The organism is Flavobacterium sp. Sr18, from assembly GCF_011064265.1.
Classification (GTDB): domain Bacteria; phylum Bacteroidota; class Bacteroidia; order Flavobacteriales; family Flavobacteriaceae; genus Flavobacterium; species Flavobacterium petrolei.
The window spans coordinates 1896146-1911489 of record NZ_CP049329.1 but is presented as its reverse complement, the minus strand read 5'-3'; the positions used below and the strand labels follow the sequence as shown (position 1 = coordinate 1911489).

Sequence of the window (15344 nt, the reverse complement as noted above, 5' to 3'; positions counted from 1 at the left end):
TCTCTCATCTTTTCTTTCTTTTATTCAAAATTCCTTACTTTCGCACCTCGATTTAGAAAAGGATAAAATGAGCACAAAATTTACTGAATACAAAGGACTTGACTTACCAACTGTGGCGTCAGAAGTTCTGGATTTTTGGAAGAAAGAAAATATATTCGAGAAAAGCGTAACCACTCGTGAAGGAAACCCACCATTCGTGTTTTTTGAAGGGCCGCCTTCGGCAAATGGATTACCGGGAATTCACCACGTAATGGCGCGTGCAATTAAAGATATTTTTTGCAGATATAAAACTCAAAAAGGGTTCCAAGTAAAGCGTAAAGCAGGCTGGGACACCCACGGTTTACCTGTGGAATTAGGTACCGAAAAAGAATTAGGAATCACCAAAGAAGATATTGGAAAAACCATTTCCATCGAAGAATATAACGAAGCGTGTAAAAAAACCGTGATGCGTTATACGGACGTATGGAATGATTTGACCGAAAAAATGGGATATTGGGTCGATATGGAAGATCCGTATGTTACGTACAAATCCAAATATATGGAAACGGTTTGGTGGATTTTGAAACAAATCTACAACAAGGATTTGATGTACAAAGGCTACACAATACAACCGTATTCTCCAAAAGCAGGAACAGGATTATCGTCGCATGAAGTGAACCAACCGGGAAGTTACCGTGATGTAACGGACACAACAGTTGTGGCACAATTTAAAGTGATTGACGCGCACAAAGAGTTGTTGTTCTCAAAGTTTTACGATTACATCAGTTCAAACAATTTACTGCATTATAAGTTAGAAGCGTTGGATTTAGACGAAATCTTTATCCTAGCTTGGACGACAACGCCTTGGACATTGCCAAGTAATACTGCTTTGACTGTAGGTCCAAAAATTGAATATGCTTTAGTAAAAACATTCAATCAATATACGTTTCGTCCGGCAACATTGATTTTGGCTAAGAATTTAGTTGGAAAACAATTCGGAAAAGGATTCTTTGAAAGTAATGAACCTGCTGATTTTGAAAATTTCAAAGAAGGCGACAAGAAAATCCCATATCAGGTTTTGGCGGAATGTAAAGGAGCTGATTTAGTTGATATTCGTTACGAACAATTAATGCCTTTAGTACTTCCGTATCAAAATGCTGAAAATGCTTTCAGAGTAATTTCAGGAGATTTTGTAACTACCGAAGATGGAACAGGAATTGTGCATACATCGCCTACTTTTGGTGCTGATGATGCAAAAGTAGCCAAAGAAGCTACACCAGAAATTCCGCCGATGTTGGTTCTTGACGAAAATGGAACTCCGGTTCCGTTAGTAGATTTACAAGGAAAATTCACTTCGCACGTGGGAGAATATGCCGGTAAATATGTAAAAAACGAATATTATAACGAAGGTGAAGCGCCGGAACGGTCGGTAGATGTTGAAATCGCCATCCGATTAAAAGAAGAAAACAGAGCATTTAAAGTAGAGAAGTATGTTCACAGTTATCCACATTGCTGGAGAACGGACAAGCCAATTTTATATTATCCTTTGGATTCTTGGTTTATAAAAATTTCTGAAGTTAAAGACAGAATGTTTGACTTGAACGAAACCATCAACTGGAAGCCAAAAGCAACCGGTGAAGGTCGTTTTGGAAATTGGTTGAAAAATGCCAACGACTGGAATTTATCCCGTTCAAGATTCTGGGGAATTCCTTTGCCAATTTGGAGAACTGAAGACAAACAAGAAGAAATCTTAATTGGTTCTGTTGAAGAACTATACAACGAAATTGAAAAATCTATCGCTGCAGGTTTCCAAAAAGAAAATCCTTTTAGAGGTTTCGAAATTGGAAATATGGCCGAATCCAATTACAATTTAGTTGATTTGCATAAAAATGTAGTCGATGAAATCACGTTGGTTTCTGCTTCTGGCAAACCGATGACGCGTGAAGCGGACTTGATTGATGTTTGGTTTGATTCGGGTTCTATGCCGTATGCACAATGGCATTATCCTTTTGAAAACAAAGATAAAATTGACGAAAACAAAGATTTTCCTGCTGATTTCATTGCAGAAGGAGTGGATCAAACACGCGGCTGGTTTTATACCTTACACGCCATTGGAACATTAGTTTTTGATAAAGTGGCCTATAAAAATGTCGTTTCAAACGGACTGGTTTTAGACAAAAACGGACAAAAAATGTCCAAACGTTTAGGAAATGCCGCAGATCCATTTGAAACCTTAAAAGAATATGGTCCAGATGCGACGCGTTGGTATATGATATCGAATGCGAATCCTTGGGACAACTTGAAATTCGACTTAGAAGGAATTGCTGAGGTGCGAAGAAAATTCTTTGGAACTTTATACAATACGTATTCGTTTTTTAGTTTATACGCTAATATTGATGGTTTCAAATTTGAAGAAGCGGAGATTCCGTTGAACGAAAGACCGGAAATTGACCAATGGATCATGTCAGAACTGAATACTTTGATCAAAGAAGTAGATGGTTTTTATGCGGATTATGAGCCAACGAAAGCAGCTCGAGCGATTTCAGAATTTGTACAGGAAAACTTAAGTAACTGGTACGTTCGTTTGTGCAGAAGACGCTTCTGGAAAGGGGAATATGCGCAGGATAAAATCGCTGCTTATCAAACTTTATATACCTGTTTGTTGACCATAAGTAAACTGGGTGCGCCTATCGCTCCGTTCTTTATGGACAAACTTTACAGAGATTTAACTTTAGCAACACAGTCGGAAAAATATGACAGTGTACATTTGGCGGAGTTTCCAATTTCGGTTGACAACTATGTTAATAAAATGTTAGAGAGCAAAATGCAGAAAGCACAAACCATTTCATCATTGGTTTTATCACTCCGAAAAAAGGAAATGATAAAGGTGCGTCAACCCTTGCAGAAGGTAATGATTCCAGTACTTGACGACAATCAAAGAGCTGAAATTGAAGCTGTTTCCGACCTTATAAAAGCAGAGGTAAACGTAAAAGAAATCGTACTTTTGGATGATGCTTCCGGTGTTTTAGTGAAACAAATTAAACCTAATTTTAAAGCACTTGGACCTCGTTTTGGGAAGGATATGGGATTGATTTCTAAGGAAATACAAGGGTTTTCAAAAGAGCAAATCAGCCAATTGGACAAGGAAGGAAGTCTGAATATTGTTATTGCAGGAAATAACGTAATTTTAACTTTAGAAGATGTAGAAATTACATCACAGGATATTGAAGGTTGGTTGGTAGCCAACTCAAACGGAATAACGGTTGCACTGGATATTACAATTTCACCAGCATTAAAACAAGAAGGAATAGCCAGAGAATTGGTAAACAGAATCCAGAATATCCGTAAAGATTCCGGATTTGAAGTTACTGATAAAATTAAAGTTCAATTGAAGAGAAACGGAATTTTAGAAGAGGCTATTCTTGAAAATGAAGCGTATATAAAATCAGAAACATTAACCAGTGATTTGGTTTTTGTAGATGATTTAGAAAACGGGACAGAAATTGAATTTGACGATATAAAAACAATGATTTTAATTTCAAAATAATACAAAATGGTAGATGAAGCAACAAGGTACTCTGACGCTGATTTAGCAGAGTTCAAAGAAATAATCTTGAACAAAATTCAAAAAGCACAAGCTGATTTAGATCTGATAAAAAGTGCGTACATGAATGATTTGAATAACGGAACTGATGATACTTCGCCTACCTTTAAAGCATTTGAAGAGGGAAGCGAAACAATGTCTAAAGAAGCGAATTCTCAACTGGCAATACGTCAGGAAAAGTTTATTCGTGATTTGAAAAATGCACTTTTTCGTGTAGAAAATAAAACTTATGGTGTATGTAAAGTTACAGGCAAACTAATTGGGAAAGAAAGATTAAAAATCGTTCCTCATGCAACAATGAGTATTGAGGCAAAGAATTTGCAACGATAAACTACTTGTTGTGTAATATTTAACGCTCCTAATGGAGCGTTTTTTTTGATTAAATTGTTATTTTTGCGCCATTAAAATTTATAAAATGTCATTACGAAAAGCGTATCTCCTTATTTTTATCTTATTGCTTGTTGATCAAGTTTCTAAAATATACATTAAAACTAATTTTATATTAGGCGAAGAAGTTGAAGTATTCAAATGGTTCAAAATTCTTTTTATAGAAAATGAAGGAATGGCTTGGGGGACTGAAATTCCGGGTGCGTACGGAAAATTATTCCTGACGCTTTTTAGATTGGTCGCTGTAGGTGGAATTGGATATTGGTTGTGGGATTCTGTTGAAAGAAAACACAGTTCCAATTATTTAATCGTAGCCATTTCATTGATTTTAGCCGGTGCTTTCGGAAACATCATTGATTCTGTTTTTTATGGGGTTATATTTGACGACAGTCAACAACAATTAGCTACTTTATTTTCGGATCAACCTTATGGAACTTGGTTTCACGGAAAAGTAGTAGATATGTTTTACTTCCCTTTTTGGCATGGAAATCTACCAAGTTGGTTGCCAATTTGGGGTGGAAAAGAATTTACTTTTTTCAATGCAATTTTCAACATTGCCGATATGGCGATTTCGACAGGAGTTGGAATCTTGATTTTCTTTAATAAAAAAGCCTTTCATCACGATTAGATTCAACGTTTTTGCCACATACAAAAAGACCTGTTCATGATTTGAACAGGTCTTTTTGCATAATTAGTTTTTGTTGTGTCCCGGTGCGTATCGTTTTGCACTTTTTCCACCATATATTTTTTTAGCTTGTCCTGGAGGAAGTTTTTTAGCTTTATAGGAAGATCTGCTGGTTCCGGTTTGGATGCTGCAATTTGAAAATGAAACAGCGAATAAAATAACCATAACGCTTACTGCAAATCTTGAATTTTTGAATGTTCTCATATATTATTTTGATTGTATCTACTGCGAAAGTACGCATTCCAAATTAAAACGAGTGAATTGAATTTGGCGTCACGCAATAATCCAGTTGTATATCGCCTTCAAAAACATCTTCAATAATTTCTTCAGGTTCGAAGAAAGACAGTCCAATTTTGATTACATCCGGTTTGCATTCCGATAAAAATTTATCGTAAAACCCTTTGCCGTAACCCACGCGATGCCCTTTTTTATCGAAAGCCAAAAGCGGAACAAAAACTACATCAATCTTTTTTGAGGGAACTTCAATACCATTTACAGGTTCTGGAATGTTGTATTCATTTTTCTTGATTTTAGTATTATCTGTCAATAGGAAATGCGTCATGTTTCGGGTTGCAAAATCAGCTTTGGAAACAATAATTTCTTTGTCTTTTCCAGATAATAAATGAAGAATAAATTCTGTATTAACTTCTTTTTGTTCTGTAATGGGAAGGAAAATATGAAAATAGGTCTTTTCCCAAAGCGGAATTGTCAGTATTTTATTGGCTACAGCCAAACTCATTTCTTCCACTTCATTTTCGGAAAGTAAATTCCGTAGGGCTTTGTATTTTTGTCGTAACGCAGTTTTGTTCATTTTAAATATTTTATTCTCCTTCTTCTCCAAGAGCATTCGACAAATGATAAATGGCATCGCCTTCATAGACAATTGGTGAATGATTGGCATTGATGATATAGCCATCGTTTGGCGCTTTTACTTTTCTTTCAAATTTTCCGTACGGATCCGTTATTGTGGCAAGAATAGTTCCTTTTTTTACAAATTTCCCAATAGTATCGTAATCATGCAATAATCCGGAGCATTTGGCGCGTATCCAGCCAGATTTTTCAATATAAATGGTGTTGGATTTTTGTTGGACCACAGTATGTTTTAAATCTAGCATATCAAGATGTTTAAGCAGACGTTTCGCTCCATTTATGCCTTCCTCGGCGATATCATTATTGATATCTAATGATTTTCCGCCTTCAAAAAGCAACATTTTGACATCCATTCTTTCACTAGAACTCCTAAAAGATCCCATTATGTTTCTGGAATATAAAGTGAAAGGTGCATTAAAAACATCGGCAAGAATTTTTAAATCGGCATTATTATTTGCTATTCTAATTTGTGGTGCATTGAAACGGCTGGCTCCACCGGCATGAAAATCGACAGCATATTCTACCAAAGGCATAATTTCGGCTAAAATATGAAACGCAAATCTGCTAGCCAAAGAACCTGTTTTACTTCCGGGAAAAACGCGATTTAAATCCCGACCGTCGGGAAATTCTCTGGATTTATTGACAAATCCGTATACGTTTATTATTGGAATACAAATTATTGTTCCTCTTTTTGGCTTGTTGATTTTTTTGTAAATGAGCTGTCGGACGATTTCGACTCCATTGATTTCATCACCATGAATCCCTGCCGAGAAAAGAACAACGGGACCTTCAAACTTGGAGCGTCGCACGATAATAGGGATGTTCAGTTTTGTGGTGGTGTGCAGTCTCGCAATTTCGACATTGATAGTTTTGCTTTCGCCCGGATTTATGCTTTCGCCAAAAAGAACAATAGGTGTGGTATTAATTTTCATCATAGGTTCTTGAAAGCATAAAAATAAGGATAATAACGAATTAGAAACTAAAATTCCGATAAAATTTTCCTCAGTAAGATTTCAAGAACATTGATTTGTATTTGGGGATTTTTGAGATTAACTTTGTTACATGAATCCAACAACTTTAGCCCTACAAATCCAAACCTTGCCTGATAATCCCGGCGTATACCAATATTACGACAAAGAAGGGAAAATTTTGTATGTGGGCAAAGCCAAAAATCTTAAAAAGCGAGTTTCTTCTTATTTCAATAAAATTCATGATACGGCCAAAACCAATGTGCTCGTAAAGAAAATTGTCACGATAAAACACATTGTTGTTCCTACGGAAACCGATGCGCTTTTGTTAGAAAATAATCTGATAAAAACCCTGCAGCCACGTTATAATGTATTGTTGCGGGATGATAAAAGTTATCCGTGGTTGTGTATCAAGAAAGAACCTTTTTCGCGCATTTTTGCAACCCGCAGAATGGTCAAAGATGGGTCGGAATATTTTGGTCCTTACACCAGTTTTAAGACTGTAAGTACTATTTTAGAGCTGATCAAAGAACTGTATCCGCTACGAACTTGTAATTATGATTTGAGTAAAAGCAATATCGAAAGCGGTAAATTTAAGGTTTGTCTTGAATATCATATTGGTAATTGTATGGGGCCTTGTGAAGGTTATGAAACTTTGGAGAATTACCAAAAACAAGTAGATGCTATTCGCGAAATCCTGAAAGGAAATTTCAAAGAGAGCATGAAAGATTTTAAACGTGTTATGACCAGTTTAGCTGCTGACATGCATTTTGAAGAAGCGCAAAAAATAAAGGAAAAAATTGAGATTTTAGAGAATTACCAATCGCGATCCACGATTGTAAATCCAAAAATTACCAATATTGATGTGTTTTCGATTGTTTCAGATGAAAGCGCGGCGTATGTGAATTTCCTGCAAATTTCTCACGGCTCGATTATTCGTTCTCATACGATGGAAATCAAAAAGAAACTCGACGAAACGGATGAAGAGTTATTAGAATTGGCGATTATTGAACTGCGAGAGCGTTTTCATTTGCTGTCCAGAGAAGTTATTGTTCCGTTTCATGTGGACTTGGGAGAGAATATAAAAATCACCGTTCCGCAACTAGGCGACAAAAAGCAAATTTTGGATTTATCAATCCGAAACGCTAAGTTTTACCGAATTGAACAACTCAAACAATTGCAAATTGTAGATCCGGATCGCCATACGAAACGAATTATGGCGCAAATGCAAAAAGATTTGCGATTGCCGGTCGAGCCAAGACACATCGAATGTTTTGATAACTCAAATATTCAAGGAACAAATCCTGTTGCGGCTTGTGTGGTTTTTAAAGATGGGAAACCCAGCAAAAAAGATTACCGCCATTTTAATATAAAAACGGTCGAAGGGCCCGATGATTTTGCTTCGATGACCGAAGTGGTTTACAGAAGATACAAACGATTGCTTGATGAAAATCAACCGTTGCCGAATTTAATCATTATTGATGGTGGAAAAGGACAATTATCATCGGCACTGAAAAGTATTGATGAATTAGGGCTTCGAGGAAAAATTGCCATAATTGGTATTGCCAAAAGACTGGAAGAGCTGTTTTATCCGGGAGATTCTATTCCGTTGTATTTAGATAAAAAATCTGAAACACTGAAAATTATCCAGCAATTGCGAAACGAAGCGCACCGTTTTGGGATTACGCATCACCGGGACAAAAGGAGTAAAGCAGCGCTGAATTCTTCGATAGAAAGCATTCCCGGCATTGGAGAAAAAACAATGCTGACTTTGATTCAACACTTCAAAAGTGTTAAAAGATTGAAATTAGCGACAGAAAAAGAAATTTCGGACGTTATAGGTGTATCAAAAGCCAAAAAAATTACCGAATTTTACAAGGCAACAAAAGAAAATTAACACCATCAGATTCTATTACGGAACAAATTGCTGCTTATGAAAAAAATCATACTATTATTCATTGTTTTTATCAGTTTGACCGTGTTTTCGCAAGAGCAAAAAAGACCTAAAATAGGTTTGGTTTTAAGTGGTGGTGGTGCAAAAGGTTTTGCTCATATTGGAGTTTTGAAAGTATTAGAGGAAGCTGGTGTCAAGATTGATTACATTGGCGGAACCAGTATGGGTGCGGTTATTGGCGGCCTTTATGCTTCTGGATATAATGCAACTCAAATTGATTCTATTTTTCAAGCGACAAATTTCAATGAATTAATCAACGATTTTATTCCCAGATCATCTAAAAATTTTTACGAAAGAAGAAATGACGAGTTATATGCGCTGGTTTTACCATTTAATAAAATGAAAATTGGAATTCCCGAAGCCTTGTCTAAAGGAATGTACAATTATAATTTATTGACTAGGATTACTAGAAACGTAAGGCATATCAAAGATTTCAATAAGCTTCCGATTCCTTTTTTGTGTATTGGAACTAATATTGAAACCGGAGAAGAAGTGCTGTTGAATAAAGGGAATTTGGCGCAGGCCATGATTGCAAGTTCAGCATTTCCTTCTTTGTTTTCTCCTGTCGAAATTGATGGGAAAATTTTGGTAGATGGTGGCGTTGTGAATAATTACCCAATTGAAGAGGTTCGGAAATTAGGTGCTGATATCATAATAGGTGTTGATGTTCAGGATGGATTATTGGATCGAACACAACTTAAAGATGCAACTAAAATTTTAGTCCAAATAACCAGTCTTCAGTCTATCGAAAGAATGAAGAAGAATATATCCAACACTGATATTTATATAAAACCAGACATTTCACAATACGGCGTGGTTTCTTTTGATAAGGGAAATGAAATTATAAGAAAAGGAGAAGAAGCAACATTTGCCGTTTATGAACAATTGAAAAATATTGTAGATGTGTCTAATCCATATCATAAACCAAAGATGGAGTTACGTTCAGACAGCCTGCAAATCCGAGCGATAAACAGCAATGAATTAGATAATTATACTAAAGAGTATGTTGTTGGGAAATTAAAATTTAAACCTGGAGCAAAAACCTGTTATGATGATTTGTTAAAGGGAATTAATAATATTAATGCAACTAAAAATTTCAGTTCCATTTCGTATTCATTGGAAGCAAACAAGCAAGATGTTGATTTGAATATTAATCTGAGAGAGAATCCGACAAAAACATATTTGAAATTTGGATTGCACTATGATAATTTGTTCAAAAGTGGTGTTTTAGTGAATTTGACGCGTAAAAAAGCAATTTTTAAAAATGATGTAGCTTCATTTGATATTGTTTTGGGCGACAATATCAGGTATAATCTTGATTACTATATTGAAAACGGATTCAATTTGAGTTTTGGTTTCAAATCACACTATAACCAATTCAATAGAAACGTAGCCAAAGGAATAAGCAGTACAACGCTCAATAATCCGGATATAAATTCTCTGAATGTGGACTTTACGGACATAACAAATCAGGCGTATTTCCAGTCTTTATTTGTTCAGAAATTCTTGATAGGCGGCGGTGTAGAGCTTAAATATTTAAAGATAAAATCAGAAACACTTGCTACTGTTGACCCAATAATTGACAACAGTAATTATTTTAGTCTTTTTGGGTACATGAAATACGATTCATTTGATAATAAATATTTCCCTAAAAAAGGATGGTATTTCACAGGTGATGTTCAATCGTATTTATTGTCGTCCAATTATACAGGTGATTTCAAACCGTATTCCATTGCCAAAGGAGATTTTGGAGTTGCAGCAACGTTGTTTAAAAACGCCACTGTAAAATTTCAAACCGATGCCGGATTTTCTTTTGGTCAGGAAAGTGTTGCCTTTTTTAATTTTGTTTTAGGAGGGTATGGATTTAATCCGTTGAATAATTTTAAATATTTATATGGGTACGATTATTTGAGCGTGGCAGCCAATAGTTATATAAAATCAACGGGAACGCTAGATTATGAGTTTTTGAAGAAAAACCACGTCAATTTTTCAGCAAATTTTGCTAATATTGGAGATCGGATTTTTGAATCAGTGGATTGGGTTTCGATTCCGAAATATTCTGGTTATGCCGTTGGATATGGTTTAGAAACAGTGATTGGACCCATAGAAATAAAATATTCTTGGTCTCCGGAACAGCCCAAAGGATTTACCTGGTTTAGTATTGGCTTTTTGTTTTAAATATAATTTATTTCAATAATAATTCCGATATTTGTTATAATGAAAACAAAATGGCTAGGTTTATTAGAGTATCTTCAATTCCTTATCAAGAGAAATCCGGAATAAGGACTCTTTTTTTTGATTTAGCATAGCACTTAATAAAGTAATCTAAACTTTAATTTGTTACACTTTTAAACAAAAAATCATGCCTTTATATCATAAATTAGGGAGTTTTCCCCAAAAAAGACACACACAATTTGAAAAACCAAACGGCGGTTTGTACTACGAACAACTCTTTGGGACTGAAGGTTTTCACGGTCATTCGTCATTGTTGTATCACGTTCACAGACCAACACAGGTAAAGGAGATTCTAAAATCTTATTCGGTTGAACCTAAAATTGCCATTGGAAAAAACATTAAATCATTGCTGCTTAAAGGTTTTGAGCTGAAGCCCGAAGATGATTTTCTAGACAGTCGGAAAGCGATGTTGGTAAACAAAGATTGTACGATAGGATTAGCCGCTCCAAGACAATCATTACGCAATTATTTCTATAAAAATGCCGATGCTGATGAAATGATTTTCATCCATAAAGGAAAAGGGAAATTGCGCACTATGATGGGAAATATTCCTTTTGAATATGGGGATTACTTGATTATTCCTCGCGGAATGATTTACCAAATTGATTTTGAAACTTCGGAAAACAGATTGTTTTACGTCGAATCCTTTGCACCTTTTTACACGCCAAAACGGTATAAAAACGAATCAGGGCAACATTTAGAGCATTCTCCTTTTTGCGAACGCGATTTTATTTTGCCAAACGAGTTAGAAACGCACGATGAAAAAGGGGATTTTCTGATCAAAATCAAGAAGGAAGGAATGATGCATGAAGTGGTTTATGCTACGCATCCTTTTGACGTTGTGGGTTGGGACGGTTACAATTTTCCTTATGGATTTAGCATTCATAATTTTGAGCCTATAACGGGGCGCGTTCATCAGCCACCGCCAGTGCATCAAACCTTTGAAACGGCAACATTCGTCGTTTGTTCGTTCTGTCCGCGACTGTACGATTACCACCCTAAAGCAATTCCGGCGCCTTACAATCACAGTAATATTGATAGTGATGAGGTTTTGTATTATGTAGATGGGGATTTTATGAGTCGTAACAATATTGAGCAAGGTCATATCACATTGCACCCAAAAGGCATTCCACACGGACCCGCACCGGGAGCTATGGAACGCAGCATAGGTCATACAGAAACCCATGAATTAGCCGTAATGGTCGATACGTTTCGCCCGCTAATGGTCACCGAAGAAGCCATGGGATTAGATGATGGTCAGTACTATAAATCTTGGGTAGAGTAATAAGGAGCTATTTCCTGCTGTACGCTTTATCTTTTTCTGGTCTCGTTAAAAAAAAGAGACCAGAAAAAGGATGCCGCTTCCATCAGGGCTAGGGCTTTAGAATAAACAACAACATAATTTTAAATTAATAAAATCCGTGTACATCAGTTTAATCCGCGTCATCCGTGTTATAAAACTAGAAGTACCGAATCAAAAAATAAATACCATGTCAAAAGAACTTAAATCAGTAGAATACGGACTAGAAAAAATATTTGAAGGAGCACAAGATTTCCTGCCTTTACTAGGAACCGATTACGTAGAATTCTACGTAGGAAACGCAAAACAATCTGCACATTATTATAAAACCGCTTTTGGTTACCAGTCTTTGGCGTATGCCGGACTAGAAACCGGAGTACGAGACAGAACATCGTATGTGCTAAAACAAGATAAGATCCGCATTGTATTGACTACGCCATTAACTCAGGATTCTCCAATTCATGAACATTTGAGAAAACATGGTGATGGTGTGAAAGTAGCAGCACTTTGGGTTGAAGATGCAACTAGTGCGTACGAGGAAACTATGAAACGTGGAGCGCGCTCTTTTATGGAGCCAACGGTTGAGAAAGATGAATTTGGAGAAGTAGTACGTTCCGGAATTTATACTTACGGGGAAACCGTTCATATTTTTGTGGAGCGCAAAAATTATACTGGTGTTTTCCTTCCGGGCTATAAGGAATGGAAATCCGATTACAATCCGGAACCAACAGGATTAAAATACATAGACCACATGGTGGGAAATGTGGGTTGGAACGAAATGAATACTTGGGTTAAGTTTTATGAAGAAGTGATGGGATTCGTAAATTTCCTTTCTTTTGATGACAAACAAATCAATACGGAATATTCCGCGTTGATGAGCAAAGTAATGTCAAATGGAAACGGAAGAATCAAATTTCCAATCAACGAACCTGCCGAAGGAAAGAAAAAATCGCAAATTGAAGAGTATTTAGATTTTTATGGCGGACCTGGAATTCAGCATATCGCCATTGCAACGGATGATATTATCAAAACGGTATCGCAATTGAAAGCCAGAGGAATCGAATTTTTGTCTGCACCTCCGCATACGTATTATGAAGCTATTCCGGAGCGATTGGGCGATCACATGAAAATGATGAAAGAAGATTTAAACGAAATCGAGAAACTCGCCATTATGGTTGATGCCGATGAAGAAGGATATTTATTGCAAATTTTCACAAAACCAGTACAAGACAGACCAACCTTGTTTTTTGAAATTATTCAAAGAATGGGAGCTAAAGGTTTTGGTGCGGGGAACTTTAAAGCGTTATTTGAATCAATTGAGCGAGAGCAGCAATTGCGAGGAACGCTATAGACACGTCTTATTTTTACATATTGTGAAAAAATAACCGATGAACAGCATGTTTTTTTGCAAATGTTGTGTTAAACTTTATTTTTAGAAAGAATAACTGAATTTGTTAGCTACCTTTGCACTCGCAAAAAGGGAAGGGGTGGTTTCCTTCCTGATTTCATATAAATTTCATAGTTTATAGTTTTTTGGTTAGTTAATAGCATAAAAACTCAGTCATTATTTGACTGAGTTTTTTTGTTTTGATATATTTGGAACAAATTTTGCTAATACAGTCAATAAATTGACAAAATAAGTAATGAAAAAACTAATCTTATTCTTTGTATTGCTTATAACAGTAAGCTTTGATTCTCCTCAGGAAGACGCTTACGGTGTGGGAGAATATTTTAAATTCAGAATCCATTACGGAATAGTGAATGCAGGTTATGCCACATTAGAAGTAAAAGATGCCACGCTCAACAATAAAAAAACTTTTCACGTCGTTGGTAGAGGATACACCACGGGGATGTCACGTTTTTTCTTCAAAGTAGATGACTTGTACGAAAGTTATATTGACAAGGAAACTAGAAATCCATACCAGTTTGTTCGAAAAATTGATGAAGGCGGATATACTAAAAACCAAGAAGGTTTTTTTAATCAGTCTGTTAATAAAGTTGTTGTAAAGGATTACAAACATAAAACTGAAAAAACACTTTACGTCCCAAAAAACACACAGGATATTCTGTCTACATTTTATTATTTAAGGAATCACCCTAATATTGATAAGTTAAAAATTGGGGAATCAGTGGCAATAGACATGTTTTTTGATGATGAAACTACTAAATTCAAGCTAAAGTTTATGGGGAGAGAAAATATAACCACTAAATTTGGCGTTGTTCCAGCAATGATTTTTAGACCTTTAGTACAATCAGGACGTGTGTTTAAAGAGCAGGAGAGTCTTACAGTTTGGATTTCGGATGATGATAATAAAGTACCACTTAGAATAAAAGCGAGTTTGGCGGTGGGATCAATAAAGGCAGATATAGAAGCGTATAAAGGTTTGAAAAATCCTTTTAAAACAAAAAAATAATGAACAATAACGACAATTCAGAAGCTATTTTAAAAGAAATTGAGCTTAAATATGAAGCAATAAATCAAAAAACGGAGACGCAGCTAGAAGGGTTATTGTGGTCAAAACCAATCACATATTGGGATTATATTCAAACAGATGCTTTGTTGAATCTGCAAATTCAAAGAACGACGCTTCCTGACGAAATGGTTTTTATCATGTATCATCAGGTTAACGAATTGATATTTAAAATGATACTTTGGGAGATGAGACAAATTTCCTATTGTGAAAACATTAATACAGTTTTTTTCACGGAGCGATTAATGCGAATCAGTCGTTATTTTGATATGTTGACTACCTCTTTCAGTATTATGGGAGATGGAATGGAAGTGGACCAATACATGAAATTTAGAAATACACTGACACCTGCCAGTGGTTTTCAAAGCGCTCAATACCGCCTAATAGAATTTTCTTCTACTGATCTAATAAACCTGATTGATCACCGTTATAGAGATACAATAGACAGAAATACACCGTATGAATTTGCATTGGAACATCTGTATTGGCAAGCCGCGGGGAAAGATTATCATACTGGAAAGAAATCTTTTTTACTGGAGGAATTTGAAAAAAAATACAAGAAGGAATTCCTAGCGCACATGGAGGAATACAACACCATAAATATTTGGCAAAAATTTAAGCAACTGCCGGAATTAGATCAAAAAAATCCCGAATTAGTTCAAGCGATGCGTCATTATGACCATACGGTGAATATTACTTGGGTAATGCAACATTTGAATACAGCAAAAAAATATATTGATCAAAGCGGTAAAGGAGATGGCGAAGCTACTGGTGGAAGTGACTGGAAAAAATACATGCATCCTAAATATCAAAGAAGAATTTTCTTCCCGGAATTGTGGAGTAGCCATGAATTAGAAAATTGGGGAGTAGAAATGTAAGTTGAATTAAAAA

The 15344-nt window shown here is 35.8% G+C and carries 12 protein-coding genes; 9 read left to right on the top strand and 3 right to left on the bottom strand.

Annotation, left to right across the window (positions count from 1 at the left end; genetic code table 11):
* Positions 1 to 67: 67 nt before the first annotated feature.
* The 3 genes from ileS (at position 68) to G7A72_RS08450 (ending at position 4598) form a co-directional block, all read left to right on the top strand.
* Positions 68 to 3526 (top strand): isoleucine--tRNA ligase, encoded by a 3459-nt coding sequence (ileS, locus tag G7A72_RS08460; protein ID WP_165152149.1) that lies wholly within the window; start codon positions 68 to 70, stop codon positions 3524 to 3526.
* 6 nt (positions 3527 to 3532) lie between these two features.
* On the top strand, positions 3533 to 3913 hold the full coding sequence (locus G7A72_RS08455) for a TraR/DksA C4-type zinc finger protein (protein ID WP_073209154.1): 381 nt from the start codon (positions 3533 to 3535) through the stop codon (positions 3911 to 3913).
* 85 nt (positions 3914 to 3998) lie between these two features.
* Positions 3999 to 4598: a lipoprotein signal peptidase gene (locus tag G7A72_RS08450; protein WP_113664851.1), complete on the top strand. Its 600-nt coding sequence runs from the start codon at positions 3999 to 4001 to the stop codon at positions 4596 to 4598.
* A gap of 63 nt (positions 4599 to 4661) precedes the next feature.
* Here the strand turns inward: G7A72_RS08450 and G7A72_RS08445 are convergent, their stop codons facing one another.
* Genes G7A72_RS08445 through G7A72_RS08435 form a run of 3 tightly spaced genes read right to left on the bottom strand, consistent with a single transcriptional unit; the run spans position 4662 to position 6457 of the window.
* Positions 4662 to 4859, bottom strand: coding sequence for a hypothetical protein (locus G7A72_RS08445; RefSeq protein ID WP_091166339.1), 198 nt, complete (start codon positions 4857 to 4859; stop codon positions 4662 to 4664).
* 43 nt (positions 4860 to 4902) lie between these two features.
* Positions 4903 to 5466 (bottom strand): 5-formyltetrahydrofolate cyclo-ligase, encoded by a 564-nt coding sequence (locus tag G7A72_RS08440; protein ID WP_165152148.1) that lies wholly within the window; start codon positions 5464 to 5466, stop codon positions 4903 to 4905.
* Positions 5467 to 5476: 10 nt separating this feature from the next.
* Entirely contained in the window at positions 5477 to 6457 is a 981-nt protein-coding gene (locus G7A72_RS08435; protein WP_165152147.1) for a succinylglutamate desuccinylase/aspartoacylase family protein, read from the bottom strand.
* A gap of 130 nt (positions 6458 to 6587) precedes the next feature.
* Between G7A72_RS08435 and uvrC the strand changes: the two genes are divergently transcribed.
* The 6 genes from uvrC to G7A72_RS08405 all read left to right on the top strand — a co-directional run bounded on the left by uvrC (position 6588) and on the right by G7A72_RS08405 (position 15331).
* Positions 6588 to 8390, top strand: coding sequence for an excinuclease ABC subunit UvrC (uvrC, locus tag G7A72_RS08430; RefSeq protein ID WP_165152146.1), 1803 nt, complete (start codon positions 6588 to 6590; stop codon positions 8388 to 8390).
* Between the two features lie 36 nt (positions 8391 to 8426).
* The gene (locus tag G7A72_RS08425; RefSeq protein ID WP_165152145.1) at positions 8427 to 10625 is read left to right on the top strand and encodes a patatin-like phospholipase family protein; all 2199 of its coding nucleotides are present in this window, start codon (positions 8427 to 8429) and stop codon (positions 10623 to 10625) included.
* A 184-nt stretch (positions 10626 to 10809) separates the two neighbouring features.
* Entirely contained in the window at positions 10810 to 11967 is a 1158-nt protein-coding gene (locus tag G7A72_RS08420) for a homogentisate 1,2-dioxygenase (protein WP_091166334.1), read from the top strand.
* 205 nt (positions 11968 to 12172) lie between these two features.
* On the top strand, positions 12173 to 13333 hold the full coding sequence (gene hppD / locus G7A72_RS08415) for a 4-hydroxyphenylpyruvate dioxygenase (protein WP_165152144.1): 1161 nt from the start codon (positions 12173 to 12175) through the stop codon (positions 13331 to 13333).
* Positions 13334 to 13625: 292 nt separating this feature from the next.
* Positions 13626 to 14396: a DUF3108 domain-containing protein gene (locus G7A72_RS08410; RefSeq protein WP_165152143.1), complete on the top strand. Its 771-nt coding sequence runs from the start codon at positions 13626 to 13628 to the stop codon at positions 14394 to 14396.
* Positions 14396 to 15331: a tryptophan 2,3-dioxygenase family protein gene (locus G7A72_RS08405; protein WP_165152142.1), complete on the top strand. Its 936-nt coding sequence runs from the start codon at positions 14396 to 14398 to the stop codon at positions 15329 to 15331. Before G7A72_RS08410 ends, G7A72_RS08405 begins: the two co-directional genes overlap by 1 nt.
* Positions 15332 to 15344 lie beyond the last annotated feature (13 nt).

Coding starts and splice junctions, on each gene's coding strand:
- G7A72_RS08405 (WP_165152142.1), top strand. CDS start 14,396: ATGAACAATAACGACAATTCAGAAGCTATTTTAAAAGAAATTGAGCTT.
- G7A72_RS08455 (WP_073209154.1), top strand. CDS start 3,533: ATGGTAGATGAAGCAACAAGGTACTCTGACGCTGATTTAGCAGAGTTC.
- G7A72_RS08450 (WP_113664851.1), top strand. CDS start 3,999: ATGTCATTACGAAAAGCGTATCTCCTTATTTTTATCTTATTGCTTGTT.
- G7A72_RS08445 (WP_091166339.1), bottom strand. CDS start 4,859: ATGAGAACATTCAAAAATTCAAGATTTGCAGTAAGCGTTATGGTTATT.
- G7A72_RS08425 (WP_165152145.1), top strand. CDS start 8,427: ATGAAAAAAATCATACTATTATTCATTGTTTTTATCAGTTTGACCGTG.
- ileS (WP_165152149.1), top strand. CDS start 68: ATGAGCACAAAATTTACTGAATACAAAGGACTTGACTTACCAACTGTG.
- G7A72_RS08420 (WP_091166334.1), top strand. CDS start 10,810: ATGCCTTTATATCATAAATTAGGGAGTTTTCCCCAAAAAAGACACACA.
- G7A72_RS08440 (WP_165152148.1), bottom strand. CDS start 5,466: ATGAACAAAACTGCGTTACGACAAAAATACAAAGCCCTACGGAATTTA.
- hppD (WP_165152144.1), top strand. CDS start 12,173: ATGTCAAAAGAACTTAAATCAGTAGAATACGGACTAGAAAAAATATTT.
- uvrC (WP_165152146.1), top strand. CDS start 6,588: ATGAATCCAACAACTTTAGCCCTACAAATCCAAACCTTGCCTGATAAT.
- G7A72_RS08435 (WP_165152147.1), bottom strand. CDS start 6,457: ATGAAAATTAATACCACACCTATTGTTCTTTTTGGCGAAAGCATAAAT.
- G7A72_RS08410 (WP_165152143.1), top strand. CDS start 13,626: ATGAAAAAACTAATCTTATTCTTTGTATTGCTTATAACAGTAAGCTTT.